Genomic DNA, 26,970 nt, shown 5'->3' with positions numbered 1-26,970 from the left:
GATACTTACCGACCATGACTGAACTCCATGCCCTGCGCGACGCCTACCGCAGCGACAAGGCCGCGCTGCTGGCGGCCATGCAATCCACCGGCGCATCGACACGCGGCATCCGTGTGCTGCTGCGCAAGCTGTCGTCGCTGGCGGGCAACCTGCTGCAGACCCTGTGGCAGCGTGCTGAGCTGCCCGACGATATGGCCTTGGTGGCCGTCGGCGGATTTGGGCGCGACCAGTTGTTCCCCTATTCCGATGTCGATGTCCTGCTGCTGCTGCCCGACGGCACGGCGCCCGAGGCCGGCAGTGCATTGCGCACAAAGCTGGAAGGCTTCATCGGCAGCTGCTGGGACACGGGCCTGGAGATCGGATCGAGCGTGCGCACGGTGGCCGATTGCCTTGCCGAAAGCGCGGGCGATGTCACTGTGCAGACCTCGCTGCTCGAATCGCGGCTGGTGTGCGGCAGCGCCGCGCTGTTTGCAGAATTCCAGCGCCAGTACCGCGCGCAGATGAACCCCCAGGCGTTTCTGGTCGCCAAGACCCTGGAGATGCGCCAGCGCCACACCAAGTACGAGAACACGCCCTATTCACTGGAGCCCAACTGCAAGGAGTCGCCCGGCGGGCTGCGGGACCTGCAGATGATCCTGTGGGTGTCACAGGCTGCCGGGCTGGGCAGCAACTGGAAGGAACTGGCCACCAGTGGCCTGGCCACGGCCTTTGAAGTGCGCCAGATCGAGCGCAACGAGGCGCTGCTGTGCCTGATCCGCGCCCGTCTGCATGCAGCGGCCGGGCGGCACGAAGACCGGCTGGTGTTCGACTTGCAGACCGCTGTGGCCGAGTCGTTCGGCTACCGCTCGCAAGCACCCGATGGTTCGCGCCTGCCCATGCGGGCCAGCGAAAGTCTGATGCGGCGGTACTACTGGGCAGCGAAGGCCGTGTCGCAACTCAGCCAGATACTGCTGCTCAACATTGAAGAGCGCCTGAACCCATCGACCCATGAGCCGCGTCCAATCAACGAACGGTTCTTTGAGAAGGCGGGTCTTATCGAGGTGGCCAGCGACGACCTTTACACCCGCGACCCGCATGCGATCCTGGAGACCTTCCTGCTCTACCAGACCACGGTCGGACTCAAGGACTTGTCGGCGCGCACCTTGCGCGCGCTGTACAACGCACGCGGCGTGATGGACAGCGCCTTCCGTCGAGACCCGGCCAACCGCGATGCCTTCATGCGCATCCTGCAGCAGCCCTCGGGCATCACGCACGCCATGCGGCTGATGAACCAGACCTCGGTGCTAGGCCGCTACCTGTGGCCGTTTCGTCGCATCGTGGGGCAGATGCAGCATGACCTGTTCCACGTCTACACGGTGGACCAGCACATCCTGATGGTGCTGCGTAATGTGCGCCGCTTCTTCATGGCCGAGCATGCGCACGAATACCCGTTTTGCTCGCAACTGGCGGGCGGCTGGGACAAGCCCTGGATTTTGTATGTGGCGGCGCTTTTCCATGACATTGGCAAGGGACGCGGTGGCGACCACTCGCAAATCGGCGCTGAAGAAGTGCGGCGCTTTTGCCGCCAGCACGGCGTGGACCGCGAAGATGGCCGGCTCATCGAGTTTCTGGTGCGTGAGCACCTGACCATGAGCACTGTGGCGCAAAAGCAGGACCTGAGCGACCCCGATGTGATTGCTGCCTTTGCACGCCGCGTGGGCAATGAACGCAACCTCACGGCCATGTACCTGCTCACGGTGGCGGACATCCGTGGCACCAGCCCCAAGGTCTGGAATGCCTGGAAAGGCAAGCTGCTGGAAGACCTGTACCGCGCCACGCTGCGCACCCTGGGTGGCCGCGCACCCGATGCTGCGGCCGAAATCGAAGCCCGCAAGCGCGAGGCGCTGGTGCTGCTGGCGCTGAATGCGCTGCCCTTTGAGGCCCACAAGGCACTGTGGGCCACGCTGGATGTGAGCTATTTCATGCGCCATGACGCGGCCGACATTGCCTGGCATACACGCCACCTGTCGCGCCATGTGGGCACGGCCAAGCCGGTGGTGCGCGCCCGCCAGTCGCTGGCGGGTGATGGGCTGCAGGTGATGGTCTACGCCGCCGACCAGGCCGACCTGTTTGCACGCATCTGCGGCTACTTCGACCGTGTGGGTTTCAGCATCCTCGATGCGCGGGTTCACACCGCCAACAACGGCTATGCGCTGGACACCTTTCAGGTCGTGGCCTCTTCGGCATCGGAGCAGCCAGGGCACTACCGCGAGCTGACCCACATGGTGGAGAGCGACCTGATGCGCGTGATCGAGGAAGGCGGCCCTTTGCCAGAACCCACCCGCAAGCGGGTGTCACGCCGGGTCAAGAGCTTTCCGGTAGCGCCCCGGGTGACCTTGCGCCCCGACGAAAAGGCGCAGCGCTGGCTGCTGGCGATCTCGGCCAGCGACCGTGCCGGCCTGCTCTATCTCGTGGCACGCATCCTGGCGCAGCACCACCTGAGCGTGCAACTGGCCAAGGTCAGTACCCTGGGCGAGCGGGTGGAAGACACCTTTCTCATCCAGGGCCCAGAGCTGCAGAACAACGCCCGCCAGATCCAGATCGAAACCGAGCTGCTGCAGGAACTGTCGTCCTGACCGCGCAGGGATAGGCCCAGGAGAGGATCCCTATCAGTCGTCTTCGGTGGCACTGATCTCCGGGAACAGCACCTCGGTAAAACCGAACTGCGTGAAATCACGCACCCGCATGGGATACAGCTTGCCGATCAGGTGGTCGCATTCGTGCTGTACGACACGCGCATGGAAGCCATCTACCGTGCGGTCAATGGGGTCGCCGTACAGATCGAAACCTGTGTAGCGGATGCGCGACCAGCGGGGCACCTTGCCGCGCAAGCCGGGCACGGAGAGGCAACCCTCCCAGTCTTCCTCTTCTTCCACCCCCAGGGGCGTGATCACCGGGTTGAGCAGTACGGTGGGCGGCACAAGCGGCCGATCCGGATAGCGCGGATTGCGGTCGTTGGAACCAAAGATCACGAGTTGCAGATCTACCCCAATCTGCGGCGCGGCAAGGCCGGCTCCGTTCACGGAGGCCATGGTCTCGAACATATCCCGCACCAGCTGATGCAACTCGTCAGTGTCGAACGCAGTGACAGGCTGCGCCACGCGCAGCAGGCGGGGGTCGCCCATTTTCAAAATGGTGTGGATGGTCATGAAATATGAGACAGACTTGGAGACAAGGCACAGACCGCCAAATTGGCAGCAGGGTGCCCAGCATATCGCGCCATGCGGCTTCAGGTTGGCGCGTGGGTTTGCGAACCGATGCAGTCAGTTTTGTGGATTCGGGACAATTTTTGTGTATATAATCTAAGTCTTGTTCCTCGATAGCTCAGTCGGTAGAGCGCCGGACTGTTAATCCGTAGGTCCCTGGTTCGAGCCCAGGTCGAGGAGCCAAGAATTTGCAGGCCCTGCATGAAAAAGCGGGGCCTTTTAATTAGTCAGTTGATAGATACCGATCATTCCTCGATAGCTCAGTCGGTAGAGCGCCGGACTGTTAATCCGTAGGTCCCTGGTTCGAGCCCAGGTCGAGGAGCCAATCTGAAAAAGCCCCACACTTTCTGAGTGTGGGGCTTTTTTGTTGGCCGAAACCCCACCACGCAGCGCGCCAGTGCTTGCCAGACAATAGTGCCTTTGCGACACACACCCGCATGCCCCCGCAACTCCCCTGGCTCGAACCTGACGACCCCCTTCCCGCCCCGACCCTTGCGTGGGGAGAGGGTGACCCTGCGCCGGGACTGCTGGCCGCAGGTGGTGCACTGGATGTGGACAGCCTCCGTGCCGCGTATGCGCAGGGTACCTTTCCCTGGTATGGCCCTGGGCAACCCATCCTGTGGTGGGCACCCGATCCGCGCATGGTGCTGCCAGTGTCGGAATTTCGGCTGCATCGATCACTGAACAAACGGCTGCAGGCGTTTCGCAGGCAAGTGCATTGCGAAATACGCGTCGATAGCGCATTCCAGGACGTCATCACGGCTTGTGCTACCAAGGAACGCGAGGGCCAGGCTGGAACCTGGATCGTGCCGGAGATGGTGAACGCCTACACTGATTTACACCGAGCAGGCCATGCCCACAGCGTGGAAACCTGGGTGGACGACCAACTCATAGGGGGCCTGTACTGCGTGGCACTGGGTCGTGCGGTGTTCGGAGAATCCATGTTTGCCCATGCGACCGACGCCTCCAAGATCGCTCTTGCAGCCTTGGTCTGCCTGTGCCGCCGTCATGGCATCACCTTGATTGACTGCCAGCAGAATACGCGGCACCTGACCTCCCTGGGCGGCCGGGAAATACCCCGTGCCGATTTCCTGGTACATGTGGACAAAGCGCGACAACAGCCTGCCATCCCCTGGAGATTTGAGCCCGTATACTGGAACGAGCTGCTGCCACCCAAGATCGATCCGGCATGACGCAACTCAATGACCTTCCACTGCAGACCCTGCAGTTTTACGCGACAGCCCCCTACCCCTGCAGTTACCTGCCGGACCGTCAAGCACGATCGCAGGTCGCCACCCCCAGCCATCTGATCCAGAGCGATCTCTATTCCGACCTCGTAACCAAAGGGTTTCGCCGCAGTGGCATGTTCACCTACCGCCCCTATTGCGACGGATGCCAGGCGTGTACACCGCTGCGGGTCCTGGTCAACGAATTCAAGCCTGATCGCAGCCAAAGACGCGCGGCAACACGCCACGGCCAACTGCAGGCCCGGGTGCTACGGCTGTGTTTTGTGCCCGAACATTACCAGCTGTACCTGCGCTACCAGAACGGCCGCCATGCAGGCGGTGGCATGGACCATGACAGCATCGACCAGTACACACAGTTTCTCCTGCAAAGCAGGGTGAACTCAAGACTGGTGGAGTTCCGCGAGACCGACGCATCAGGCGAACCCGGTGCGCTCAAGATGGTCTCCATTCTTGACGTGCTCGATGACGGCCTGTCTGCCGTGTATACGTTTTACGAACCCGAGCCCCATTGCAGCTACGGCACCTACAACGTCATGTGGCAAATTGCGCAAGCCCATGCACTTGGCCTGCCCCATGTCTACCTGGGGTACTGGATAGAAACCAGCCCCAAGATGAACTACAAGGCACGCTTTGTGCCGCATGAAATCCGTACCGATGGGCTATGGCACCGGGTAGCAGACACCGGCCACGCGAGCACCTGAATACGCGTTAACATTTCACAAGATAAAATGTAGCGGCCTTTGCATCATAGCCGCTCATGAAAAAAACCGATTCCAGCATCCCTCTCAAACCCAGCGTTCAGGTGCTTGAGCGCATGTTCACTCTGATCGATGTTCTGGCGTCTCGTGAAGAGGCGATTTCCCTCAAGGAAATCAGCGAAAAGACAGGGCTGCACCCCTCTACGACTCACCGCATCCTGAACGACCTGACCATCGGACGGTTTGTGGACCGCCCCGAATCGGGCAGCTACCGGCTGGGCATGCGACTGCTGGAGCTGGGCAACCTGGTGAAGGCACGCCTGAGCGTTCGTGATGCGGCGCTGACCCCCATGCGCAGTCTGCACAAGCTGATCCAGCAGCCCGTGAACCTGAGCATGCGCCAGGGCGATGAGATTGTGTATGTGGAGCGCGCCTACAGTGAGCGGTCGGGTATGCAGGTGGTGCGAGCCATCGGCGGCAGGGCACCACTGCACCTGACCTCTACAGGAAAGCTCTTCCTCGCACTGGATGACCCACAGCGCGTTCGTGCCTACGCCACCCGCACCGGTCTTGCAGGCCACACCCGCAACAGCATCACCCAGCTGCCCGTGCTGGAGCGAGAACTGGCAAAGGCCCGGCAATACGGCATTGCCCGCGATAATGAAGAGCTTGAGTTGGGTGTGCGCTGTATGGCAGCCGGTGTGTATGACGACCAGGGAAAACTGGTAGCAGGCCTGTCCATTTCTGCCCCCGCTGACAGACTGGATGAAGGCTGGCTGCCCAAGCTGCAAGCAACGGCGAACGAAATTTCACTGGCCCTGGGCCATACACCAAGTACCGACGCCAGTCACAGCCCAATCACCAACCAACGCACCGAATTGCGCTGATGTTCTGCATCCACACCCCATTTGCCAATGGCGCCATGGGCGGGGCCGCAGTGGCGTATTGAGGCATCGAGGCAGGCGCTGCACGGTGTGGGAGGGACACACGCGCAGCAGGCCTCCGGCATGGTCTTGCCAGCTCATCGCATCCCAACCCATTCAAGACAAGAGATGCCCGCTGACTCGATTTACCCAAGACCGTTTGCGAGGCCGGACTCGCACTACAAAAGAAAACGCCTGACAGGACCAGCCTGTCAGGCGCATGTGCGACAGATGTCTGCGTATCAGCCGTTGTTGCTCCGTACCGCCTGTAATGGTGCGGCCAGCGAAGGATTGGACTCCACCCAGCGGCGCACCCGCTCGGCATCGCCCAGTCGACTGAATTTACCTGCAGAGTCCAGGAACACCATGATCAATTTGCGTCCCGCCACCTGGGCTTGCATCACCAAGCAACGACCTGCCTCGGAGATATAACCGGTCTTCTGCAGACCGATGTCCCAGGTAGGATTTTTCACGAGACCATTGGTATTGTTGTACTGAAGCGTCTTATGCCCCACCGCCACTTCATAGCCGGGGGAAGTGGACAGCTCGCGCAACAGAGGATCTCCATGCGCCACACCCACCAAGGTCGCAAGATCGCGGGCACTAGATTGGTTACGGCTGGACAGACCCGTGGGCTCCACATAGTGAGTATCATTCATGCCCAGTGACTTGGCCTTGGCGTTCATTTGCGTCACAAAGACCTCCAACCCACCCGGGTAAGTACGACCCAGTGCATGGGCGGCCCGGTTCTCGCTGGACATCAGCGCCAAGTGCAGCATCTCGCCACGCGTCAGCGTGGTACCCACGGTCAAACGCGACCGACTCCCCTTTTCGGTGTCTACATCGTCCTGCGTGATGGTGACAGGTTCGTCCATGGGCAACTTGGCCTGCGAAATCAGCATACCCGTCATGAGCTTGGTCAGCGAGGCGATGGGAAGCACAGCCTGATCGTTCTTGCGGAGCAACACCTCATGGGTGTCTTGGTCCACCACCAGCGCTACGCTGGACTTGAGGTCCAGCGGATCATTGACCTCGTGCAAGCCCGCCATCTGGCCGAAAGAGGGCTTGGCTGGAACAAACGCCACCTTGGTAGGTGCTTTGGCAGTCCGGGCAGCGACGCGCGTGGGCTTGATGCTGGCGGCCACCTTGCGTGGTGCCACGGCACGCTTCGCGTTGCTTGCGCTGACCTGCTGTTTTTTGACCCCTGGCTTTTTGACATCTGCCGCGTGCACAGAGGGCGAAATGAGGGCAGCGCTCACGAGCGCGAAACCCATCCACTGGAAAAATCGATTCACTGCAGCGTTGCGGCGATGGTGCATCAAAGTGCTCCAAACGGTAAGAATTATTGAGCAGTGTACAGAATCAAAAAAAGTCGCGCAAGATCAATACCTTGCGCGACTTTCCGAGAAAGTGAGTGAATTATAAATTGATCAGTCAACCTTGTGCGGCCACCCGATCGGCTTTACTTTGTAACTTGTTCAAAGCGCTAAGGTAGGCCTTCGCCGACGCCACGACGATGTCTGGGTCCGCGCCCACCCCATTCACCACACGCCCGCTGTTCTGCAACCGCACCGTGACCTCGCCCTGGCTCTCGGTAGAGCCACTGATGGCATTGACGGAATACAACACCATTTCGGCGCCACTCTTCACATGCGATTCGATGGCCTTGAGCGAGGCGTCGACAGGACCGTTGCCCTCGGCCTCGCCGCGCACTTCTTGCCCATCCACCGTGAACACAATACGTGCACGGGGCTGCTCACCGGTTTCGCTTTGCTGGAACAACGATACGAACCCGTATTGCTCTTTTTCAGCAGTCACGCTCTCGTCGCTCACCAGTGCCAAGATATCTTCGTCAAAGATCTCGCTCTTGCGATCAGCCAATTCCTTGAAGCGCGTGAAAGCGGTGTTGACTTCGGTTTCGCTATCCAGGCTGACACCCAGTTCCTGCAAGCGCTGTTTAAAGGCGTTACGACCACTGAGCTTACCCAGCACGATCTTGTTGGCGCTCCAGCCCACATCTTCCGCCCGCATGATCTCGTAGGTATCGCGTGCCTTGAGCACGCCATCCTGGTGGATACCGCTGGCATGAGCAAATGCGTTGGCACCCACCACGGCCTTGTTGGGCTGCACCACAAAACCAGTGGTCTGGCTGACCATGCGGCTGGCTGCGACTATGTGCTGGGTATCAATCCCCAGTTCAAGACCAAAGTAGTCACGGCGGGTCTTGACTGCCATCACCACCTCTTCGAGGGAGCAGTTACCGGCGCGCTCACCCAGACCGTTGATGGTGCATTCGACCTGCCGCGCACCACCAATCTTCACACCGGCGAGCGAGTTGGCCACCGCCATGCCCAGATCATTGTGGCAATGCACCGACCAGATCGCCTTGTCGCTATTGGGGATGCGCTCGCGCAGTGTCTTGATGAAGTTGCCGTACAACTCCGGAACGGCATAGCCCACGGTATCGGGCACGTTGATGGTGGTGGCACCTTCTGCAATCACGGCTTCCAGCACGCGGCACAAAAAGTCGGGGTCGCTGCGGTAGCCGTCCTCAGGGCTGAACTCGATGTCACCTACCAGGTTGCGGGCGAAACGGACCGACTGTTTGGCCTGCTCCAGCACTTGGTCAGGCGTCATCCGCAGCTTTTTCTCCATGTGCAACGCCGAAGTGGCAATGAAGGTGTGAATACGGGCACTCGCCGCGCCCTTGAGGGCCTCGGCAGCGCGTGAAATATCACGATCATTGGCCCGAGACAGGGAACAGATGGTGGACTCCTTGATGGCGTTGGCAATCGCCTGCACGGCTTCAAAGTCGCCATTGGAGCTGGCTGCAAAACCGGCCTCGATCACATCCACCTTCAGACGCTCAAGCTGGCGGGCAATGCGCAGCTTCTCGTCCTTGGTCATCGAGGCGCCGGGAGACTGCTCCCCATCGCGCAAGGTGGTATCGAAAATGATCAGTTTGTCAGCCATGTTGTTCTCCTGGTATCAGTGGGTGGGGCCCCGCAACGTAGAAATCTGGCGCCCAAAACAAAAGGCCCGTCGCGGGTGCAAACGGGCCTTTGTGGAAAAGTGTGCGCGTGCGCCTACTGTCTCCGCCCGTGGGGAGGTAGCAGTAGCGCCAGAGCAAACAAATTCATATGCCGCAATGTAGCACAACTGGCCGGAAATCACGGTCATCACTTGTGCAGACCGCGCTCGTCAGGTTCGTCGGTAGAGGTGCTGATCACGCTGCTGTGCTGCCCTTTGGCCTTGCGCCAGGCATACACGCCATAACCACTCAGGCCATAGAACACGAACACACCAAACAGCACGATAGGGGGGTGAATGTTGATGACAGCGATGCCCAGCGCGATGAGCACGATGGCAGCAAAAGGCACGCTCTTTTTCATCTGCACATCCTTGAAGCTGTAGAACGGCACATTGGTCACCATGGTGAGCCCTGCGTACAGCGTGAAGGAGAACATGATCCAGGTCACCTGGCTCCATGTCAGCCAGTGGTCTTCGCCGGGACGCACGCCCAGCTCGGTCATCAACCAGATAAACCCTGCCACCAAGGCCGCAGCGGCTGGTGAAGGCAGCCCCTGGAAATAGCGCTTGTCCACAACGCCCGTATTCACGTTAAAGCGCGCTAGGCGAAGCGCCGCACAGGCACAGTACACAAACGCAGCAATCCAGCCCCAGCGGCCCAGACCCTGCAGGGACCACTCATAGGCAATCAGGGCAGGCGCAGCACCAAAGGACACCATGTCGGACAACGAGTCCATCTGCTCGCCAAACGCACTCTGGGTATTGGTCATGCGGGCCACGCGCCCGTCCAGGCTGTCGAGCACCATGGCGCAGAAGACGCCCACCGCGGCTTGATCAAACCGGCCATTCATGGCCATGACGATGGAGTAAAAGCCACCAAACAGGGCCGCCAGCGTGAACAGATTGGGCAGGATGTAGATGCCTTTGCGCCTTTTGCGCACCATCACACCGGGGTTCTCGGTGGACTCATTGCCGTCATGCATCAAACAGACCTCCAGCGCTTGCAAATATTGCACAAGCAGCTATTAAATTTATAGTACTGAACCATTTTCCGCAGGAATACCGACTGCCAAGCGCGCAAAAGGCGAAGGCCGCAGTGTAGCGCCTGCACACCGTCCCGCCCGCCAATGAAAAAGGCCACCGAAGTGGCCTTTTGACGCTTCAGAAACGAAACATCAGTTGCGTGTCTGGTCGACCAGCTTGTTCTTGGCGATCCAGGGCATCATGGCGCGCAGCTGGCTGCCCACCTTCTCGATGCTGTGGTCGGCAGTGTTGCGGCGGCGGGCTGTCATCGATGGGTAGTTCAGGCGGCCTTCCTGGATGAACATCTTGGCGTAGTCACCGTTCTGGATGCGCTTGAGGGCATTGCGCATGGCAGCGCGCGACTGCTCATTGATCACTTCAGGGCCGGTCACGTACTCGCCGTATTCGGCGTTGTTCGAGATCGAGTAGTTCATGTTGGCGATGCCGCCTTCGTAGATCAGGTCCACGATGAGCTTGAGCTCGTGCAGGCATTCGAAGTAAGCCATTTCGGGGGCATAACCAGCTTCGACCAGGGTTTCATAACCCATCTTGATCAACTCGACGGCACCGCCACACAGCACGGCCTGTTCGCCGAACAGGTCGGTTTCGGTTTCTTCCTTGAAGTTGGTCTCGATGATGCCGGCCTTGCCGCCGCCGTTGGCTGCTGCGTAGGAGAGCGCCAGATCACGGGCCTTGCCGGACTTGTCTTGGTGCACGGCCACCAGGTGGGGCACGCCGCCGCCCTGGGTATAGGTGTTGCGCACGGTGTGGCCGGGGGCCTTTGGGGCGACCATCCACACGTCCAAGTCGGCGCGGGGCACGACCTGGTTGTAGTGCACGTTGAAACCGTGGGCAAAGGCCAGCGAAGCGCCTTGCTTGATGTTGGGTTCGACGTTGTTCTTGTACACGGCTGCGATGTCTTCATCGGGCAGCAGGATCATGACCACGTCGGCGGCCTTCACGGCGTCGTTGACTTCCAGCACGTTCAGGCCGGCCTTGCCAACCTTGTCCCACGAGGCACCGCCCTTGCGCAGGCCGACCACCACCTTCACGCCGCTGTCGTTCAGGTTTTGTGCGTGGGCATGGCCCTGCGAGCCGTAGCCGATGATGGCCACGGTCTTGCCCTTGATCAGGCTCAGGTCGGTGTCTTTGTCGTAGAAAACTTTCATGGGTCGCTCCGGTTGAAATGCGTTGTTGGGGGGATTGAAATGGGAAAAACGGGGTGAATTGTCTTACACACGCAAAATGCGCTCGCCCCGGCCGATGCCGCTGGCGCCCGTGCGCACGGTTTCCAGGATGGCCGTGCGGTCGATGGCTTGCAGGAACGCGTCGTTCTTGGACTGGTCGCCTGTCAGCTCGATGGTGTAGCTCTTCTCGGTCACGTCGATGATGCGGCCACGGAAGATATCCGCCATGCGCTTCATCTCCTCGCGCTCTTTGCCCACCGCGCGCACCTTCACCATCATGAGCTCACGCTCGGTGTAGGCACCTTCGGTGAGGTCAACCACCTTGACCACTTCAATGAGGCGGTTCAGGTGCTTGGTGATCTGCTCGATCACGTCATCGGAGCCCGTGGTCTGGATGGTCATGCGCGACAGCGATGCATCCTCGGTGGGCGCCACGGTGAGCGACTCGATGTTGTAGCCACGGGCCGAGAACAGACCCACGACGCGGGAAAGAGCACCAGGCTCGTTTTCCAGCAAGACAGCAATGATGTGTTTCATGATGAAGAGATTCCTCTTTTTGCTGCCCTCCCCCATGCACGGTAATGCATGGGCTTGGCAGGCAATAGATTCGTCAAAAATTTAGATGCTATCTATTCGATAGCTGGTAGCGCATGAAAAACATGCGCCTGAGGCCGATTTGGCTTAAAGGTCTTCCGACCCCAGCAGCATTTCGGTGATGCCCTTGCCGGCCTGCACCATCGGGAACACGTTCTCGGTGGGGTCGGTACGGAAGTCCATGAACACCGTGCGGTCCTTGAGCTTGCGGGCTTCGCGCAATGCAGGCTCCACGTCCTTGGGGTGCTCGATCAGCATCCCTACGTGGCCATAGGCCTCAGCCAGCTTCACGAAGTTGGGCAGCGCGTCCATGTAGCTGTGGCTGTACCGACCGGAGTATTCGATCTCCTGCCACTGGCGCACCATGCCCAGATAACGGTTATTCAACGAGCAGATCTTGATCGGCGTGTTGTACTGCAGGCAGGTGGACAGTTCCTGGATGTTCATCTGCACCGAGCCTTCGCCCGTAATACAAAACACTTCGGACTGTGGCTTGGCCAGCTTGATCCCCATGGCATAGGGAATGCCCACACCCATCGTGCCCAGACCACCGGAATTGATCCAGCGGCGCGGCTCATCGAAGCGGTAGTACTGCGCCGCCCACATCTGGTGCTGCCCCACGTCGGATGTGATGTATGTATCACCATCCTTCGTCATGTTCCACAGCGTCTCTACCACGTACTGTGGCTTGATCACATCGCCGCTGCCCATGCTGTACTTCAGGCACTCGCGCTTGCGCCAGCCTTCAATAGTGTCCCACCAAGCAGCCAGGGCACCGGCGTCAGGGCGGGTGCTGCTCTCGCGAATCATGGAAATCAGCTCGGTGAGCACGTCCTTCACGTCACCGACGATCGGGATATCGACCTTCACGCGTTTGGAGATGCTCGACGGGTCGATATCGACGTGGATGATCTTGCGGTCGTTCTGCGCGAAGTGCTTGGGGTTGCCGATCACCCGGTCGTCAAAGCGCGCACCCACTGCCAGCAGCACGTCGCAGTTCTGCATCGCGTTATTGGCTTCGATGGTGCCGTGCATGCCCAGCATGCCCAGGAACTTGCGGTCCGATGCGGGGTAGGCCCCGAGGCCCATCAGCGTGTTGGTGACAGGGTAGCCCAGCATGTCCACCAGCGTGCGCAGCTCGTTGGTGGCGTTGCCCAACAGCACGCCGCCGCCCGTGTAGATGTAAGGGCGCTTGGCTGCCAGCAGCAACTGCAGGGCCTTGCGGATCTGTCCGCCATGGCCCTTGCGCACGGGGTTGTACGAGCGCATTTCTACCGTTTGCGGATAGCCGGTGTAAGGCACCTTCTTGAAGGAAACATCTTTGGGCACATCCACCACCACAGGGCCTGGGCGGCCGGTACGGGCAATATGGAAGGCCTTCTTCATCGTCGCGGCCAGGTCGCGCGGGTCCTTGACGAGAAAATTGTGCTTGACGATGGGGCGGGTGATACCGACCGTATCGCACTCCTGGAAGGCATCAAGCCCGATGGCGGGCGTGGGCACCTGACCAGAAATGATCACCATGGGGATCGAATCCATGTACGCGGTGGCGATGCCGGTCACGGCGTTGGTCAAGCCAGGGCCCGAAGTGACCAAGGCCACGCCGACTTCACCCGTGGCGCGAGCGTAGCCGTCGGCAGCGTGCACGGCGGCCTGTTCGTGACGCACCAGCACGTGCTGGATGGTGTCTTGCTTGTAGAGCGCGTCGTATATGTAAAGAACCGCGCCGCCAGGGTAGCCCCAGATGTACTGGACGTTCTCTGCCTGGAGAGCCTTGATGAGGATCTCAGAACCCATGAGGTCCTGCGAACCGGAAGCGGGAGAAGTGTTGCCCTGCGAAGCAGCGGCTGCTGAAGAGATTTCAGCCTTGGAGATTTCCATGATCGATCAACCTTTGTGAATTTCTCTGACGAAAAACCTTGGGTGCCCCTCGCACGCGCTCTTGTGAAGCCAGCTTGGAACTTGAGGCCAAGGACATGGGCGGGATGATTGCCGCGCCGGACCGTGACCCGTTTGCCTTTTGAATTGCAGCCCGATTATCGCACTGCAACACTCACAAAACGCTCCGCAGCCGAAAAAAACTCCGGCGGGTGCGATAATCTGAGGTTTTACGGCGCTGTTGAGTTGCGAAACTGCAGATATCTGCGCCGATCTCCTCCCGGGCTGACCCGTCTTGGCAACCGAACAAGAACTTTCCGATTTCCTCAAAAGCGTAGAAAAGCGCGCGTTCAAGCGCTCGGTCTACCACGTTCGCAACGAGGAAGCGGCGCTCGACATCGTGCAAGACAGCATGCTCAAGTTGGCCGAGCACTACGGGGACAAACCGGCGGGCGAGCTGCCCATGCTGTTCCAGCGGATTCTTTCCAACTGCACCCTGGACTGGTTTCGCCGCCAGAAGACGCGCAATGCACTGTTTTCGAGCATGAGCGACTTCGAAGGCCCAGGTGAAGATGGCACGGATTTTGATCTGCTCGAAGCGTACTCAGGAACAGAAGACGGCGACAAAGCCGAAAGCGCGGAAGACCTGACCCGCCGGGCCCAGATATTCCAGGGCATTGAAGAAGAAATTGCAGAGTTGCCACCACGTCAACGGGAAGCGTTCCTGATGCGTTATTGGGAGGAAATGGACGTCGCAGAGACGGCTGCCGCCATGGGCTGCTCCGAAGGCAGTGTCAAAACACACTGCTTTCGCGCCATACAAACCCTCAGCAAGGCACTGAAGGCCAAAGGAATCGAGCCATGAAGAACACTGTACAGACCCCACCGACCCAAGCTGAAGCTGCTGCCGAGCGCTTTGCGCTGCGCGTCACGGCGCGCCTGTCCAGCGGCAACGACGCCCTGCCCTATGACATCTCCGAGCGGCTGCGCGCCTCGCGCATGCAGGCGTTGGCCAAGCGCAAAGTCACCGCGCCGGTGCATCGCACCGCCCCCGCAGCAGTGGTGGTCAACGCAGGCAGCACCGCCACACTGGGCCGTGGCGGCGAAGGCGGCTGGTGGAATGCCCTGGTGTCCGCCGTGCCTCTGCTGGCGCTGGTCGTGGGACTGGTGGTCATCAACATCGCGCAGGACGAACGCAGTGCCAACGATGTGGCCGAGGTGGATGCCGCTCTGCTGACCGATGACCTGCCTCCCGCCGCTTATTCGGACCCAGGCTTCGTACAATTCCTCAAGACCTCCGCGCAGTCAAACTGATCTGCCTGACTCTGGACTGCATGCACCCAAGCCCCTCTGAAGCTCCCTCCACGCTGCCAGCCTTCGTGCTGGCATTGGCGCTTCTGGGTGCGCTTACCGCTGGTGGCTGGCAGGCGTTGGTGCAGATGCGCATGGCCCCCAGCACAGTGCTCCAGGCGGGCGCTGAGGCCGCAGTGGCCCGCCCCAATAACGCCCGCACAGACCTGTCTGCCGTGAACATGCCCCCTGCCACGGAATCAGGACCAGGCTGGGGCACGCTCACCACGGCGCAAAAACTGGCGCTGTATCCGCTGTCGGAACGCTGGGCGCTGATCAGCGAAGCCCAGAAACGCCGTTGGCTGGACTTGGCCATCAACTACCCCAGTCTTTCGGAAGAGGAACAACGCAAGTTCCATGACCGCATCACCGACTGGGCCAATCTGAGTGCCCAGCAGCGCAACCAGGCACGCTTGAACTACGCGGTCACCAAGCGGCTGGCTGGGGACGACAAACGGGCGCAGTGGGAGGCCTATCAGGCACTGTCTGACGAAGAACGCAAGGCGTTGGCCTCCAAGGCGACCCCCAATCCCCACGGGGCTGCCACGGCCCTGCGCCCTGTCTCGCCCAAAAAGCTGGCCCAGGTACCCGCAGCAACGCAAGCCAGCCCCGATCGCCCCAACGCCCCCAAGATTCCACCGGTGGTAGACCACTCGCCCCGCGTTGCGGCCCCAGTGCCTCAGCCGACGGCGCCTGCGATGCCATCCACCCCCGCATCCGCAGCGTCGGCGACCTCGACGGGTGGCGTGGAAACAGCGCCCGTGGCGATCCCCAGTGCGGTGCCTGCTGTACTTCCGCCCCTGGGCTCAGGCGGAGCCGACAGCACGGGCTCGCCCGGCACCCCTGCGGTAACACCTGACACCTCCGGCCTGTATCCTCAGTAGGTTTCAACCTGCCCTGGCCCGACGGGCCTGACCTGGAATGTCCGCTTCTCCCTCTCCCACCACGCCCCAGCCTGAGGCCAACGCATCAAGCGGTGTCCTTGCGGGCGGCCCCACGCCCAACCTGTGGCGGCGCATGGCCTGCTGGCTGTACGAAGGCATGCTGATGTTCGGCGTGGTCTTTATCGCCGGGTACCTGTTTGGCACTCTGAGCCAGACGCGCAATGCGATGGACAACCGCCATGCGCTGCAGGCCTTTCTCTTTGTGGTGTTCGGTATTTATTTCACCTGGTTCTGGGCCAAAGGCCAGACCCTCGCACAGAAAACCTGGCACATCCGCGTGGTGGGCACTGCAGGGCAACCCATCAGCCAGCCGCGCGCCTTGTTGCGGTATGTATTGAGCTGGCTGTGGTTTTTGCCGCCGCTGGCCGCAATCGCACCTTTTTCCCTGTCGGGAGGCGAGTCCACCGTGATCGTGCTGGGCTGGGTGGCCATCTGGGCGCTGCTCAGCCGGTTCCACCCCACGCGGCAGTTCTGGCACGACGCGCTGGCCGGCACCCGGCTGGTGCACTACGAAATTCCCAAAAAATAAGCGCATGCAACCCTCCTCCCCTTCTCCGGACGCTCCCGCCAACCCCCAAAAGGCGCGCTCGGGCCTCAATCGCATCTGGCATGCCGCCGGCTATTCCATGGAGGGGCTGCGGGCCGGCTGGAACGAAAAGGCCTTTCGCCAGGAGGCCATCGCCGCCATGGTGCTGCTGCCGCTGTCGCTCTGGTTGGGCCGCAGTTGGGTCGAAGTCGCCTTGTTGGCGGGCTCCGTGGTTATCGTGATGATTGTGGAGTTGCTCAACACGGGCATCGAGACCGCCATCGACCGCATCGGGCCCGAGTGGCATGACCTGTCCAAACGCGCCAAGGACATGGGCAGCGCAGCGGTTCTGCTGGCCTTGCTGCTGTGCATTGGCATCTGGGCCGCCGCATTGTTTCAGAGGTTTTTCCATGGCTGAACCCACTTTTTCTGTGTGCGTATATTGCGGATCGCGCCCTGGCGACAACGCCGCCTATACCCAGGCGGCGCAGGCAGTGGGCCAATGGATCGGCTCCCACAACGGGCAACTGGTCTATGGCGGTGGCCGCAGTGGCCTGATGGGCACGGTGGCCGAGGCGACGCGTCTGGCGGGCGGCCGGGTGGTGGGGGTGATACCGCAGGCGCTGGTGGACAAGGAGCTGGCCAACCGCCAATGTGACGAGCTGCACATCGTGCAGACCATGCACGAACGCAAGGCCATGATGGCAGAGCGCAGCGATGCCTTCCTTGCCTTGCCCGGCGGCATCGGCACGTTTGAAGAACTGTTTGAGGTGTGGACCTGGCGCCAGCTGGGCTACCACGACAAGCCCTTGGGCTTGCTGAATGTGGCGGGCTACTACGACGGCCTGCTGGGTTTCTTGCAGGGCAGCGTGGCCAGTGGCTTCATGGGTGAATGGCAGATGGGCCTGTTGCACGCATCCACCGATGCAGAGGACCTGCTGCGCGCGCTGGTGCAAGACGCGGGGCCTGACCAATCGCCCGTCCCGCTGCGCTCGGTGATCTGACACCCCCGCACTCCGAAACTGGAGCGGCCCACAAGCAGGGACCGCCGCGCAAGGGCCACTAGGCTGCGCATGCGGCGCTTCGCTTGCTTGCGCTGGCGTTGCCTCCCTTTTCTCGAATGGCGCAGCCGTTCAAGAGAAAGGGCAAGGTAAGAAACGGCTCAGGGGGTTGTCACCTCACACCGCTGCGTCGTCCAGATCGCCCGTGCGAATACGCACCGTGCGCTCCACGGCGGTCACAAAAATCTTGCCGTCACCGATCTTGCCGGTGCGCGCCACATTCACGATCGCGTCCACGCAGCGGTCCACATCCTCGGACTTGACGACGACCTCGACCTTCACCTTGGGCAGAAAGTCCACCACGTATTCCGCGCCGCGGTACAGCTCGGTATGGCCTTTCTGGCGGCCAAAACCCTTCACTTCGGTCACCGTGAGGCCGGTCACGCCGCATTCGGCCAGGGCTTCGCGGACTTCTTCGAGCTTGAAGGGCTTGATGACGGCGGTGATCATTTTCATGTCGGGTCTCCTGGAGGATGTAAAAAATCGGGCTGGGGGCACGGCGCCGAAGCGTCACGCCCTGAATTTGCTGGTGATAGGGTAACGCCAGTCCTTGCCAAAGCTGCGGCGCGTGACACGAATCCCTACCGGCGCCTGGCGGCGTTTGTACTCGTTGAGCTTGATCAGGCGCGTCACGCGCTCGACATCGGCCCGGGCGAAGCCGCTGGCGATGATGGACTCGATGGGCTCATCGTTTTCCATGTAGCGGGCCACGATGGCGTCCAGCACCTCATACGGCGGCAGGCTGTCCTGGTCCTTCTGGTCGGGTCGCAGCTCGGCACTGGGCGGCCGGGTGATGATGCGCTCAGGGATGGGGCTGGCGCAGGTGCCATACGGGTCGTTGGCATTGCGCCAGCGGGCCAGGTCAAACACCCGGGTCTTGGCCACGTCCTTGATCACGGCAAAGCCGCCGGCCATGTCGCCGTACAGCGTGCAGTAGCCGGTGGACATCTCGCTCTTGTTGCCGGTGGTCAGCACGATGGCGCCGAACTTGTTGGACAGCGCCATCAGCAGCGTGCCCCGGATGCGCGCCTGCAGGTTTTCTTCGGTGGTGTCTTCAGGCAGTCCGGCGAATTCGGTGGCCAGCGCAGCCTTGAAGGCCTCGAACTGCGGCTTGATCGAGATCTCGTCGTAGCGCACGCCCATGCGCGTGGCCATGTCGCGCGCATCGATCCAGCTGATGTCGGCGGTGTAGGGCGACGGCATCATCACCGTGCGGACCTTGTCGGCACCGAGCGCGTCCACCGCAATCGCCAGCACCAGCGCCGAGTCGATGCCGCCCGACAACCCCAGCAGCGCGCCCGGGAAGCCGTTCTTGCCCACATAGTCGCGCACACCCAGCACCAGAGCATCCCACAGGTCGGCCTCCAGCGTGCGCTCTGGAGCAACCTCTGCTGTAATTTTGATAGCACCCTGGGTAGATTCGACTAGCGCATAGACCAGTTTTTCCACAAAAGCAGGTGCCCGCGCCGCCACCGAGCCGTCGGCGGCCAGCGCAAACGAGCGGCCTTCGAACACCACCTCGTCCTGCCCGCCCACTAGGTGGGCGTAGACCAGCGGCAGGCCCGTCTCGACCACACGGGCGCGCATGGTGGCCTCGCGCTCCGTGCCCTTGCCCAGGTGGAAAGGTGATGCATTGATGACCGCCAGCAACTGCGCACCGGCGGCAGCGGTATCGCGCGCGGGGGTGGCAAACCAGGCGTCTTCGCACACCAGCACACCCACCTTCACGCCCTCCACCTCGAACACGCAGGGCTTGCTGCCGGGCACGAAGTAGCGCCGCTCGTCAAACACCTGGTAGTTGGGCAGCTCGCGCTTGGCGTAGGTCTGCTCGATCTTGCCGTCGCGCACCACGCTGGCGGCGTTGAAGCAGACGCTGAAGGCCTGGGCGCCAGGGGCCATGGCCTGCGGGTGGCCCAGCACGATGGCCAGGCCTTTCAACCCCGCAGTCTCGCGGGCCACGGTTTTCACGGCATCATCGCAGGCCGCAATGAAGGCAGGGCGCAGGAACAGGTCTTCGGCCGCGTAGCCGCAGATGGCCAGCTCCGGTGTCAGCAACAGGCGAGCGCCCTGGGCATAGGCCTCGCGGGCTGCCGCAATGATCTTTTGGGCGTTGCCGGGCATGTCGCCCACAACAAAGTTGAGCTGCGCAGTGCAAATGGAGAGCGTCATGGAACTGGAATCGGCCCCTGCGGCCAGGTTGAATACCGCCGTTGCAGGCCCGCAATCAAAGGTGCATCACAGGGGCCTGCATGGCTGAAGCTGTCATTATCGCCCGCGTGCTCCCCTCCGTGCTGGACGTGGACACTACCGCCTGGAACCACCTGCTGGCGCAGCAAAGCCACCCCACGCCCTTCATGCGGCATGAATACCTGGCCGCGCTGGAAAGCAGCGGCAGCGCCACGCCGCGTACCGGCTGGACGCCCCGCTTCATGACGCTGTGGGACGGCGACACCCTGGTGGCCGCCTGCCCCCTGTACCTCAAGAGCCATTCGTACGGCGAATATGTGTTTGACTGGGCCTGGGCCAGCGCTTACGAGCAGCACCGTGTGCCCTACTACCCCAAGGCCGTCATTGCCGTGCCCTTTACGCCCGTGCCGGGCAGCCGGCTGCTAGCCCGCGATGCCGCCACGCGCGCCCTGCTGGTGCAGGCGGTGTGCCAGTGGTGCGAGCAAGAAGACGTGTCGTCCGTGCATGTGCTGTTTGCCAGCGATGACGATGTGCTGACCAGCGCGCAACAAGACCTGCTGCTGCGGCACACCGTGCAGTTTCACTGGAAGAATGAACGGCCCACGCTCCCTGTGGCCCAGGGTGTAGCCGCCACCGACGGCGAAACCCCGCGCTACCAGGACTTTGACCAGTTCCTCGCCAGCCTGTCGCAAGACAAACGCAAGAAGATCCGCCAGGAGCGCCGCCGCGTTGCCGATGCCGGAGTCACCTTCCGCTGGTCACGCGGGGCGGACATCAGCGCTGCAGACTGGGATTTTTTCTACCGCTGCTACGAGCGCACCTACCTGGAGCACGGCAACCCGCCCTACCTCACGCGCGACTTTTTTACCCGCATGGCAGCGGACATGCCCGAGGCCTGGCTGCTGTTTGTGGGGGAGCGGGGCGGACGGCCTATTGCTAGCAGTTTGATAGCTATCGGCGCATATGCATCTAGCGCATCAGCCCAAAAAGACGCTGAATCACGCCCCGAATCACGCTCCGAGCTGGTGGCCTACGGCCGCTACTGGGGCGCGCTGGAGCGCGTGGACTGCCTGCACTTCGAGGCCTGCTACTACCAGCCGCTGCAGTGGTGCATCGCCCACGGTGCCGTGCGGTTTGAGGGGGGCGCCCAGGGCGAGCACAAGATGGCCCGCGCGCTGCTGCCCGTACAGGCCACCAGCGCGCACTGGCTGGCACACCCGGCATTTGCTGAGGCGGTGCAGCGCTTTCTGGACCGCGAAGGCGCTGGCGTGGAAAGCTACCTCGGCGACCTGCAAGCGCGAAGCCCCTTCAAGGCCGCCTGACCTGCAGTGGTCCGGCAGGACGCGCGGACGAGATCAAAGCCAGGTTTGAACCAACACACGGCGAAGGCAGGGCCCGTCACGCCTGCCGACGGCGGCGAGTCACTGTCAAAAACTCTCCCAGTCAGCATCATTGCCGCTGCCCGAACGAGCAGGCGCCGTTGACTCAAGAGCAGGTGCGTGCTTGGCGGCCGCACGCAGGGGCGCCACCTTGGACTGGGCCACAGCGGCTGGTCGGCTGGAACCAGCCAAGGCCTGAGATGGGCCTGCAGCCTTGGGCACATACGCAAAGGCAGACGCAGCCGGCTGCGCAGCCTGCGCTGGCGACAGCTTGAAGAACGCCACCGTGCTCACCAGGTCCTGCGCCTGGTTGTTGAGGCTGGCAGCGGCGGCGGCCATTTCTTCCACCAGGGCAGCGTTTTGCTGGGTGACCTGGTCCATCTGTGTCACAGCCTCGCCCACCTGGGCCACGCCCTGGCTTTGTTCAGAGCTGGCGGCACTGATCTCGCCCATCAAATCCGTGACACGTTTGATGGAGCCCACCACCTCGGTCATGGTTGCACCCGCCTGATCGACCAGCGTGGTGCCTGCGGCCACGCGTTCCACGCTGTCGTTGATCAGGGTCTTGATCTGCTTGGCCGCGTCGGCCGAACGGCCCGCCAGGCTGCGCACCTCGCCCGCCACCACCGCAAAGCCCCGGCCCTGCTCACCCGCACGCGCTGCTTCGACGGCCGCGTTCAGCGCAAGGATGTTGGTCTGAAAGGCAATGCCATCGATCACACCGATGATGTCGGCGATCTTGCTGCTGCTGTCGTGAATGCCCTTCATGGTGTCCACTACCTGGCTCACCACCTCTCCGCCATGCACGGCCACCGTCGATGCGCTCTGCGCAAGCTGGTTGGCCTGGCGGGCGTTGTCGGCGTTCTGGCGCACGGTCGAATTGAGCTGCTCCATGGATGCCGCCGTCTCCTGCAGGGCGCTGGCCTGCTGCTCGGTGCGTGCGCTCAGGTCGTTGTTGCCCTGGGCGATCTCCGACGACGCCGTGGCCACGTTCTCGGAGCCGGAGCGCACATGCCCCACGATGCGCGACAGGTTTTGCTGCATTTCGTCCAGCGAGCGCAGCAGCTGGGCCATCTCATTGCGGCCGTTGCCCACGTCGGGAATCTGCACCGACAGATTGCCGTGGCTGATTTCATCGGCCGCCTGCACCGCACGCTGCACCGGCCCCACGATAGAACGCGTGGTCCACAGCGCAAACAATGCGCCCAGCACCACCGACACCACCGCAGCCAGCGCCAGCACCCACTGGCTGGTCACCGCGTCCTGCATGATGGCGTCCTCGAACTCATCGAGCTGCTTGTGCGTGTTGTCCGCCACATCGGCCAGCGACTGCAGGTAAGCGGTGGCCAGGGGCTTGAGGTCGCTGTCCACCAGCGCAAACACATCCTCGCCCGCCTTCTTGCGGTCCAGCAGCTTGGCGCGGGCATCCACATAAGCCTTGCGGGTGACAGCCACGCGCTCCATCAGCGCCTTTTCGGTCGGGTCATCCACCAGCGCTTCCAGCTTTTTCTGTGCCTCGCTAGCGCGCTGCGACGTGGCGGCCATGTCGGCTGTCAGCGACTGGATGTAGCCCGCATCCGTGGCCTTGAGCGACGCCGACGCCCGCACCCAGTTCAGGTCGATGGCCGCCTTCCACTCCTGCGCCAGGGCGTTGCGTTCCATTTCGACAGTGGCAATGCGACTGCTGGCCTCCTTGAGTACCGCCAGTCGCCAGACGCCGGTGGCGGCGATGGTGGCGGTGATCAACAGCACAAGGCCAAAGGCCAGGCTCAGGCGCGCTCCGATTTTCAGGTTGCTCATGGGAATCTTTCGTAGTTTTTATGGGGGCTTTTGCCAGCCATGGGTGCGCCGACGTGGTGCCACGCACCTGCGCGGTACAACAAGGAATCAGCGGCTGGAATGTGATGATTATATCATATTTATGATAAATATGATATAATCATCACAAGAGAGTCGACTACCCACTGCGCAAGCGCTGCGCCGGTGGGGGCATGGGTGCGGCCCCCTGTGTCAGCCGTGGGGATATCAAAACAGCGCACAAGGCCCCGCGCGTGTAGCGCACGCACGGGCTGGGGTGCTACATCGCGGGAGCTGTCGGCGCAGTGCCAAGCGCTGAACCAACTTGGGGAAGTCTACGCCCCAGAACGGGGCGTCACGCTTACAAACGGTGCAGGCATGGCCTGCCGTCGGTCAAAAGCTCTCCCAGTCGTCCTCGGCACCGGCGGCTACTGCTTGTGGGGCCGCTTTTGGTGCGGCGCCCGCGGCCTTGGTGGTGGCACTGGCAGCAGATGCCTTCTTGGCGACAGGAGCAGAGGGAGAGCGCAAAGCAAGGGTTGCCCTGCTGCCCGCCGCATGGCCGCCCATCACCGCCTTGCGCGTGTCCGCGGCGGGCGCAGGGCGCGGCACCGGGTCCACAGCGCCGCCAGGCTGCGATGCCCGTGCCTGGTCGGCCGTGAGCTTGAACACCGCCACCGCCCCCACCAAGGCCTGGGCCTGGTGGCTCAGGCTGCTGGCAGCAGCCGCCATTTCCTCGACCAGCGCCGCGTTCTGCTGGGTGACCTGGTCCATCTGCGTGACGGCCTCGCCCACCTGCGACACGCCCGTGCTCTGCTCGCTGCTGGCGGCGCTGATCTCGCCCATGATGTCCGTCACGCGGCGAATGGCCCCCACCACCTCGGTCATGGTGATACCCGCCTTGTCCACCAGCTGGGTGCCCTGCTCGACCCGCTCCACGCTGGCAGTGATGAGCGACTTGATCTCTTTGGCCGCCTCGGCGCTGCGCTGGGCCAGATTGCGCACCTCGCCCGCCACCACGGCAAAGCCCCGGCCTTGCTCGCCCGCGCGGGCGGCCTCTACGGCCGCGTTCAGCGCCAGGATGTTGGTCTGGAACGCAATGCCGTCAATCACGCTGATGATGTCGGCGATCTTTTTGCTGCTGTCGTTGATGCCCTTCATGGTGGTCACCACCTCGGCCACCACATCGCCGCCCTGCCCCGCCACGGTGGATGCGCTCATCGCCAGCTGGTTGGCCTGGCGCGCGTTGTCGGCGTTTTGCTTGACGGTGGAGCTCAGTTCCTCCATCGACGCAGCGGTTTCCTGCAGCGCGCTGGCCTGCTGCTCGGTGCGGATGGACAGGTCGTTGTTGCCCGATGCGATCTCGGCACTGGCCGACGCCACGCCCTGGGCATTGCCACGCACGCCCGACACCACATGCGCCAGGTTGTCCCGCATGGCGGTGAGGCCGCTGAGCAACTGGGCGATCTCGTCCTTGCCCCGCGCGTGGATCGCCACGGTCAGGTCGCCCTGCGCCACCGCGTCGGTGATCTGCACCGCATCGCCCAGCGCACGCGAAATCTGCCGGATCATGGCGCCGCCCATCAGTACCGCCAGCACAATGCCCGCCACCACGGCCGTGACCGCCAGTGCGCGGATGGTCTGGTAGCTGGCGGCCGCACTGTCGTACTCGGCCTTGGCACGGTCCAGCTGCACCTGCATCAGCTGGCCCAGCACCTCCTGCAATGGGTCAATGGCGGGGTACATCTCCTTGGCCGCAAACGCGGTCAGGGCCGCCACATCGCCCGACTTGAAGTGCCCCGCCAGTACATCGGTGGCCGCATCTGCCTTGGCCTGCAGCGGCTTGAAGCGCTCGACCAACTGCGTTTCCTCCGGCACCAGCTGGGTGGCCAGATAGGCCTTCCAGTTGGCATCGATGGCCTTGCGCGCATCGGCCACCGACTGCAGGCCCTGTGCGGGTGTCAGCGTACCGTCACGCACCTTGTGGGCCGTGTCCACCACGTTGACCGCATACATGTCCGCCACCACCTTGATCTGCTTGAGCGGCACCACGCGGTCATCGTATACCGACTTGAGCCCGGCATTGGAATTGCCCATGCCATACAGCCCCGCCACGCCCACCAGCAACACCAGCAGACACAAGGCCGCAAGCAAACCCGCCAAGCGGGTGGAAATCTTGAACTGGTTCATGACAACACTCCTGAGGGAAACAAGCAAACAGGCTGCGCCCGACTGGCAGCGCACCAGCGGTTGGAAAGGGGCATACGGAGAGCGCGCGGCAGACTCAGGTGTGGCCTGGGCGGCGCCACGGTTGGCGTAGCAGACCACACGGCAGGCGCATGGGAGCTTGCGCTGGTGATGATGGGGCGGCCACCCATGCACGTGCGCGACGCGTTGAAACCTCGGTCCATTGCAGAACTCCTGTGGAGAACGGCGCCAAAAAGGAAATGTCCACCCACCGACGGGCCGCGCGCCGTGGCGGGCCCGCTCAGCATAGCGCTTTCCGTTACGTTTGCGTACAAATCGCCCGCCTACATTGGCGCGCCGCTGCCCACAACGGCAACTCGCCATCACGCACCTGCAGCAAGCATCGCGCCAGCGGGTGGCAGACCCGCCCCACGCATGCCTTCAGCCATCACCAACAAAGCGCCCGCCCACAAAAAAGCACGCAGAAGGTAGCCCCCCCCTCTGCGTGCTTTCTTGCTTTGTTTTTGATAGCTGTCAGCGCATGTTCCACCTGCGCTTGCAGCCGGTTTGACCTGATTTCTTCACCCAGGGGCCTGCGGGGCCCTGGTCAGAAGCTCTCCCAGTCGTCGTCGCTTCCCGCAGCCTTGGGTGCCGGGGCCGGGCTGGGCGTTACAGGCTTGGNGATTTCTTCACCCAGGGGCCTGCGGGGCCCTGGTCAGAAGCTCTCCCAGTCGTCGTCGCTTCCCGCAGCCTTGGGTGCCGGGGCCGGGCTGGGCGTTACAGGCTTGGCGGCGGGTGAGGCTGCCGGGCTGCTGGCCTTGGGCGCCGCCAGGCTGGCGGCGGGTTTGCTGCCGGTCTTGGCGCTTTTGCCCAGGCTGGTGCTGCGGGCCGGGGCTTTGTAGCTGGGCGCTGCAATGGGGGTGCGGGCGGGGGCTGCCGTGTGGCGGTTCTGGCTGTAGCTGCTGTTCGTGCCGCTGGCGTCGAGCTTGAACACGGCCACGGCGTTGACCAGTTCGCCGGCCTGGGCGTTCAGTGCGCTGGCGGCCGCGGCCATTTCTTCCACCAGGGCGGCGTTTTGCTGGGTGGCCTGGTCCATTTGCGTGACGGCTTCTCCCACCTGGCCGACACCTGCGCTTTGTTCGCTGCTGGCGGCGCTGATCTCTCCCATGATGTCGGTCACGCGCCGGATGGCGCTGACGACTTCGGTCATGGTGGCTCCGGCTTTGTCCACCAAGGCGGTGCCTTGTTCCACGCGTTCTACGCTGGCGGTAATGAGGGCTTTGATTTCTTTGGCGGCTTCTGCGCTGCGCCCTGCCAGGTTGCGCACTTCTCCGGCCACCACGGCAAAGCCCCGGCCTTGTTCGCCGGCGCGGGCGGCTTCGACGGCGGCGTTGAGGGCCAGGATGTTGGTCTGGAAGGCGATGCCGTCGATGACGCTAATGATGTCTGCAATCTTGTTGCTGCTGGCGTTGATGCCTTTCATGGTCTCGACGACTTCGGCCACCACGTCTCCGCCTTGCACGGCCACGGTGCTGGCGCTCACGGCCAGCTGGTTGGCGGCTCGCGCGTTGTCGGCGTTCTGGCGCACGGTGGAGCCCAGTTCTTCCATCGAGGCGGCTGTTTCTTCCAGCGCCGAGGCCTGCTGTTCCGTGCGCGCGCTCAGGTCGTTGTTGCCTGAGGCGATCTGTGCGCTGGCTGACGCTACGCCTTCGGCGTT

The 26,970-nt window shown here is 62.4% G+C and carries 23 protein-coding genes and 2 tRNA genes; 13 read left to right on the top strand and 12 right to left on the bottom strand.

All coding sequences use genetic code 11. The features are described 5' to 3' along the window. The first annotated feature begins 14 nt into the window (after positions 1-14). A complete protein-coding gene (locus ASD75_RS06750) occupies positions 15-2,615 on the top strand; it encodes a [protein-PII] uridylyltransferase (protein ID WP_056744188.1) in 2,601 nt (866 codons plus the stop codon). A gap of 33 nt (positions 2,616-2,648) precedes the next feature. Here ASD75_RS06750 and def read toward each other — a convergent pair whose 3' ends face one another. Beyond that, entirely contained in the window at positions 2,649-3,188 is a 540-nt protein-coding gene (def, locus tag ASD75_RS06745; RefSeq protein WP_056067371.1) for a peptide deformylase, read from the bottom strand. A 164-nt stretch (positions 3,189-3,352) separates the two neighbouring features. Here def and ASD75_RS06740 point away from each other — a divergent pair. From ASD75_RS06740 to ASD75_RS06720, 5 genes are all read left to right on the top strand, one after another. Continuing rightward, positions 3,353-3,428, top strand: a tRNA-Asn gene (locus tag ASD75_RS06740). Between the two features lie 66 nt (positions 3,429-3,494). Next, positions 3,495-3,570: transfer RNA gene (locus ASD75_RS06735), tRNA-Asn, on the top strand. Positions 3,571-3,682: 112 nt separating this feature from the next. Beyond that, complete coding sequence (gene aat, locus ASD75_RS06730) at positions 3,683-4,438, top strand: leucyl/phenylalanyl-tRNA--protein transferase (RefSeq protein ID WP_056744186.1); 756 nt, start codon at positions 3,683-3,685, stop codon at positions 4,436-4,438. Next, positions 4,435-5,193, top strand: coding sequence for an arginyltransferase (locus tag ASD75_RS06725; protein ID WP_056744184.1), 759 nt, complete (start codon positions 4,435-4,437; stop codon positions 5,191-5,193). The genes aat and ASD75_RS06725 overlap by 4 nt, the downstream gene beginning before the upstream one ends. 56 nt (positions 5,194-5,249) lie before the next feature. Next, positions 5,250-6,077 carry an IclR family transcriptional regulator gene (locus ASD75_RS06720; RefSeq protein WP_056744183.1) on the top strand — a complete coding sequence of 276 codons (828 nt, stop codon included), beginning with the start codon at positions 5,250-5,252 and terminating at the stop codon, positions 6,075-6,077. 278 nt (positions 6,078-6,355) lie between these two features. Here the strand turns inward: ASD75_RS06720 and pbpG are convergent, their stop codons facing one another. The 6 genes from pbpG to ASD75_RS06690 form a co-directional block, all read right to left on the bottom strand. After that, positions 6,356-7,432 carry a D-alanyl-D-alanine endopeptidase gene (gene pbpG / locus ASD75_RS06715; protein ID WP_056067362.1) on the bottom strand — a complete coding sequence of 359 codons (1,077 nt, stop codon included), beginning with the start codon at positions 7,430-7,432 and terminating at the stop codon, positions 6,356-6,358. Between the two features lie 115 nt (positions 7,433-7,547). After that, positions 7,548-9,086: a 2-isopropylmalate synthase gene (locus tag ASD75_RS06710; protein WP_056067361.1), complete on the bottom strand. Its 1,539-nt coding sequence runs from the start codon at positions 9,084-9,086 to the stop codon at positions 7,548-7,550. Between the two features lie 206 nt (positions 9,087-9,292). After that, a complete protein-coding gene (pssA, locus tag ASD75_RS06705; protein ID WP_056067359.1) occupies positions 9,293-10,126 on the bottom strand; it encodes a CDP-diacylglycerol--serine O-phosphatidyltransferase in 834 nt (277 codons plus the stop codon). A gap of 192 nt (positions 10,127-10,318) precedes the next feature. After that, positions 10,319-11,335, bottom strand: a complete 1,017-nt coding sequence (ilvC, locus tag ASD75_RS06700; protein ID WP_056638514.1) for a ketol-acid reductoisomerase — start codon at positions 11,333-11,335, stop codon at positions 10,319-10,321. Between the two features lie 63 nt (positions 11,336-11,398). After that, complete coding sequence (gene ilvN / locus ASD75_RS06695) at positions 11,399-11,890, bottom strand: acetolactate synthase small subunit (protein ID WP_015013659.1); 492 nt, start codon at positions 11,888-11,890, stop codon at positions 11,399-11,401. Positions 11,891-12,034: 144 nt separating this feature from the next. Then, positions 12,035-13,828 (bottom strand): acetolactate synthase 3 catalytic subunit, encoded by a 1,794-nt coding sequence (locus ASD75_RS06690; protein ID WP_056067357.1) that lies wholly within the window; start codon positions 13,826-13,828, stop codon positions 12,035-12,037. A gap of 292 nt (positions 13,829-14,120) precedes the next feature. Between ASD75_RS06690 and ASD75_RS06685 the strand changes: the two genes are divergently transcribed. Genes ASD75_RS06685 through ASD75_RS06660 form a run of 6 tightly spaced genes read left to right on the top strand, consistent with a single transcriptional unit; the run spans position 14,121 to position 17,649 of the window. Then, positions 14,121-14,690 carry an RNA polymerase sigma factor gene (locus ASD75_RS06685; RefSeq protein WP_056067354.1) on the top strand — a complete coding sequence of 190 codons (570 nt, stop codon included), beginning with the start codon at positions 14,121-14,123 and terminating at the stop codon, positions 14,688-14,690. Further along, positions 14,687-15,139 carry a DUF3619 family protein gene (locus ASD75_RS06680; protein ID WP_056744181.1) on the top strand — a complete coding sequence of 151 codons (453 nt, stop codon included), beginning with the start codon at positions 14,687-14,689 and terminating at the stop codon, positions 15,137-15,139. The genes ASD75_RS06685 and ASD75_RS06680 overlap by 4 nt, the downstream gene beginning before the upstream one ends. A gap of 20 nt (positions 15,140-15,159) precedes the next feature. Next, positions 15,160-16,059: a DUF3106 domain-containing protein gene (locus tag ASD75_RS06675; protein ID WP_056744179.1), complete on the top strand. Its 900-nt coding sequence runs from the start codon at positions 15,160-15,162 to the stop codon at positions 16,057-16,059. A 37-nt stretch (positions 16,060-16,096) separates the two neighbouring features. Further along, positions 16,097-16,648: an RDD family protein gene (locus ASD75_RS06670; protein ID WP_082564921.1), complete on the top strand. Its 552-nt coding sequence runs from the start codon at positions 16,097-16,099 to the stop codon at positions 16,646-16,648. A gap of 4 nt (positions 16,649-16,652) precedes the next feature. Further along, positions 16,653-17,063 (top strand): diacylglycerol kinase, encoded by a 411-nt coding sequence (locus tag ASD75_RS06665; RefSeq protein ID WP_056744177.1) that lies wholly within the window; start codon positions 16,653-16,655, stop codon positions 17,061-17,063. Further along, entirely contained in the window at positions 17,056-17,649 is a 594-nt protein-coding gene (locus ASD75_RS06660) for a TIGR00730 family Rossman fold protein (RefSeq protein WP_056744175.1), read from the top strand. Before ASD75_RS06665 ends, ASD75_RS06660 begins: the two co-directional genes overlap by 8 nt. Positions 17,650-17,823: 174 nt before the next feature. Here the strand turns inward: ASD75_RS06660 and ASD75_RS06655 are convergent, their stop codons facing one another. Then, positions 17,824-18,162 carry a P-II family nitrogen regulator gene (locus ASD75_RS06655; RefSeq protein WP_015013651.1) on the bottom strand — a complete coding sequence of 113 codons (339 nt, stop codon included), beginning with the start codon at positions 18,160-18,162 and terminating at the stop codon, positions 17,824-17,826. Positions 18,163-18,216: 54 nt separating this feature from the next. Next, positions 18,217-19,875, bottom strand: coding sequence for an NAD+ synthase (locus ASD75_RS06650; protein ID WP_056744172.1), 1,659 nt, complete (start codon positions 19,873-19,875; stop codon positions 18,217-18,219). A gap of 80 nt (positions 19,876-19,955) precedes the next feature. Here ASD75_RS06650 and ASD75_RS06645 point away from each other — a divergent pair, with 80 nt between their 5' ends. After that, complete coding sequence (locus tag ASD75_RS06645; protein ID WP_056744170.1) at positions 19,956-21,215, top strand: GNAT family N-acetyltransferase; 1,260 nt, start codon at positions 19,956-19,958, stop codon at positions 21,213-21,215. Between the two features lie 105 nt (positions 21,216-21,320). Here ASD75_RS06645 and ASD75_RS06640 read toward each other — a convergent pair whose 3' ends face one another. From ASD75_RS06640 to ASD75_RS06630, 3 genes are all read right to left on the bottom strand, one after another. Continuing rightward, positions 21,321-23,072 carry a methyl-accepting chemotaxis protein gene (locus ASD75_RS06640; protein ID WP_056744168.1) on the bottom strand — a complete coding sequence of 584 codons (1,752 nt, stop codon included), beginning with the start codon at positions 23,070-23,072 and terminating at the stop codon, positions 21,321-21,323. A 390-nt stretch (positions 23,073-23,462) separates the two neighbouring features. Next, entirely contained in the window at positions 23,463-25,256 is a 1,794-nt protein-coding gene (locus tag ASD75_RS06635) for a methyl-accepting chemotaxis protein (RefSeq protein ID WP_056744166.1), read from the bottom strand. Between the two features lie 712 nt (positions 25,257-25,968). Further along, on the bottom strand, positions 25,969-26,970 hold a 1,002-nt coding region (locus ASD75_RS06630; protein ID WP_235511557.1), incomplete at its 5' end, for a methyl-accepting chemotaxis protein.

The sequence above is a fragment of the Acidovorax sp. Root568 genome, assembly GCF_001427445.1.
Classification (GTDB): domain Bacteria; phylum Pseudomonadota; class Gammaproteobacteria; order Burkholderiales; family Burkholderiaceae_C; genus Acidovorax; species Acidovorax delafieldii.
The sequence above is the reverse complement of the archived record's forward strand: the minus strand, read 5'-3'. Positions and strand labels throughout refer to the sequence as shown.

Coding starts and splice junctions, on each gene's coding strand:
- ASD75_RS06750 (WP_056744188.1), top strand. CDS start 15: ATGACTGAACTCCATGCCCTGCGCGACGCCTACCGCAGCGACAAGGCC.
- def (WP_056067371.1), bottom strand. CDS start 3,188: ATGACCATCCACACCATTTTGAAAATGGGCGACCCCCGCCTGCTGCGC.
- aat (WP_056744186.1), top strand. CDS start 3,683: ATGCCCCCGCAACTCCCCTGGCTCGAACCTGACGACCCCCTTCCCGCC.
- ASD75_RS06725 (WP_056744184.1), top strand. CDS start 4,435: ATGACGCAACTCAATGACCTTCCACTGCAGACCCTGCAGTTTTACGCG.
- ASD75_RS06720 (WP_056744183.1), top strand. CDS start 5,250: ATGAAAAAAACCGATTCCAGCATCCCTCTCAAACCCAGCGTTCAGGTG.
- pbpG (WP_056067362.1), bottom strand. CDS start 7,432: ATGCACCATCGCCGCAACGCTGCAGTGAATCGATTTTTCCAGTGGATG.
- ASD75_RS06710 (WP_056067361.1), bottom strand. CDS start 9,086: ATGGCTGACAAACTGATCATTTTCGATACCACCTTGCGCGATGGGGAG.
- pssA (WP_056067359.1), bottom strand. CDS start 10,126: ATGCATGACGGCAATGAGTCCACCGAGAACCCCGGTGTGATGGTGCGC.
- ilvC (WP_056638514.1), bottom strand. CDS start 11,335: ATGAAAGTTTTCTACGACAAAGACACCGACCTGAGCCTGATCAAGGGC.
- ilvN (WP_015013659.1), bottom strand. CDS start 11,890: ATGAAACACATCATTGCTGTCTTGCTGGAAAACGAGCCTGGTGCTCTT.
- ASD75_RS06690 (WP_056067357.1), bottom strand. CDS start 13,828: ATGGAAATCTCCAAGGCTGAAATCTCTTCAGCAGCCGCTGCTTCGCAG.
- ASD75_RS06680 (WP_056744181.1), top strand. CDS start 14,687: ATGAAGAACACTGTACAGACCCCACCGACCCAAGCTGAAGCTGCTGCC.
- ASD75_RS06675 (WP_056744179.1), top strand. CDS start 15,160: ATGCACCCAAGCCCCTCTGAAGCTCCCTCCACGCTGCCAGCCTTCGTG.
- ASD75_RS06670 (WP_082564921.1), top strand. CDS start 16,097: ATGTCCGCTTCTCCCTCTCCCACCACGCCCCAGCCTGAGGCCAACGCA.
- ASD75_RS06665 (WP_056744177.1), top strand. CDS start 16,653: ATGCAACCCTCCTCCCCTTCTCCGGACGCTCCCGCCAACCCCCAAAAG.
- ASD75_RS06660 (WP_056744175.1), top strand. CDS start 17,056: ATGGCTGAACCCACTTTTTCTGTGTGCGTATATTGCGGATCGCGCCCT.
- ASD75_RS06655 (WP_015013651.1), bottom strand. CDS start 18,162: ATGAAAATGATCACCGCCGTCATCAAGCCCTTCAAGCTCGAAGAAGTC.
- ASD75_RS06650 (WP_056744172.1), bottom strand. CDS start 19,875: ATGACGCTCTCCATTTGCACTGCGCAGCTCAACTTTGTTGTGGGCGAC.
- ASD75_RS06645 (WP_056744170.1), top strand. CDS start 19,956: ATGGCTGAAGCTGTCATTATCGCCCGCGTGCTCCCCTCCGTGCTGGAC.
- ASD75_RS06640 (WP_056744168.1), bottom strand. CDS start 23,072: ATGAGCAACCTGAAAATCGGAGCGCGCCTGAGCCTGGCCTTTGGCCTT.
- ASD75_RS06635 (WP_056744166.1), bottom strand. CDS start 25,256: ATGAACCAGTTCAAGATTTCCACCCGCTTGGCGGGTTTGCTTGCGGCC.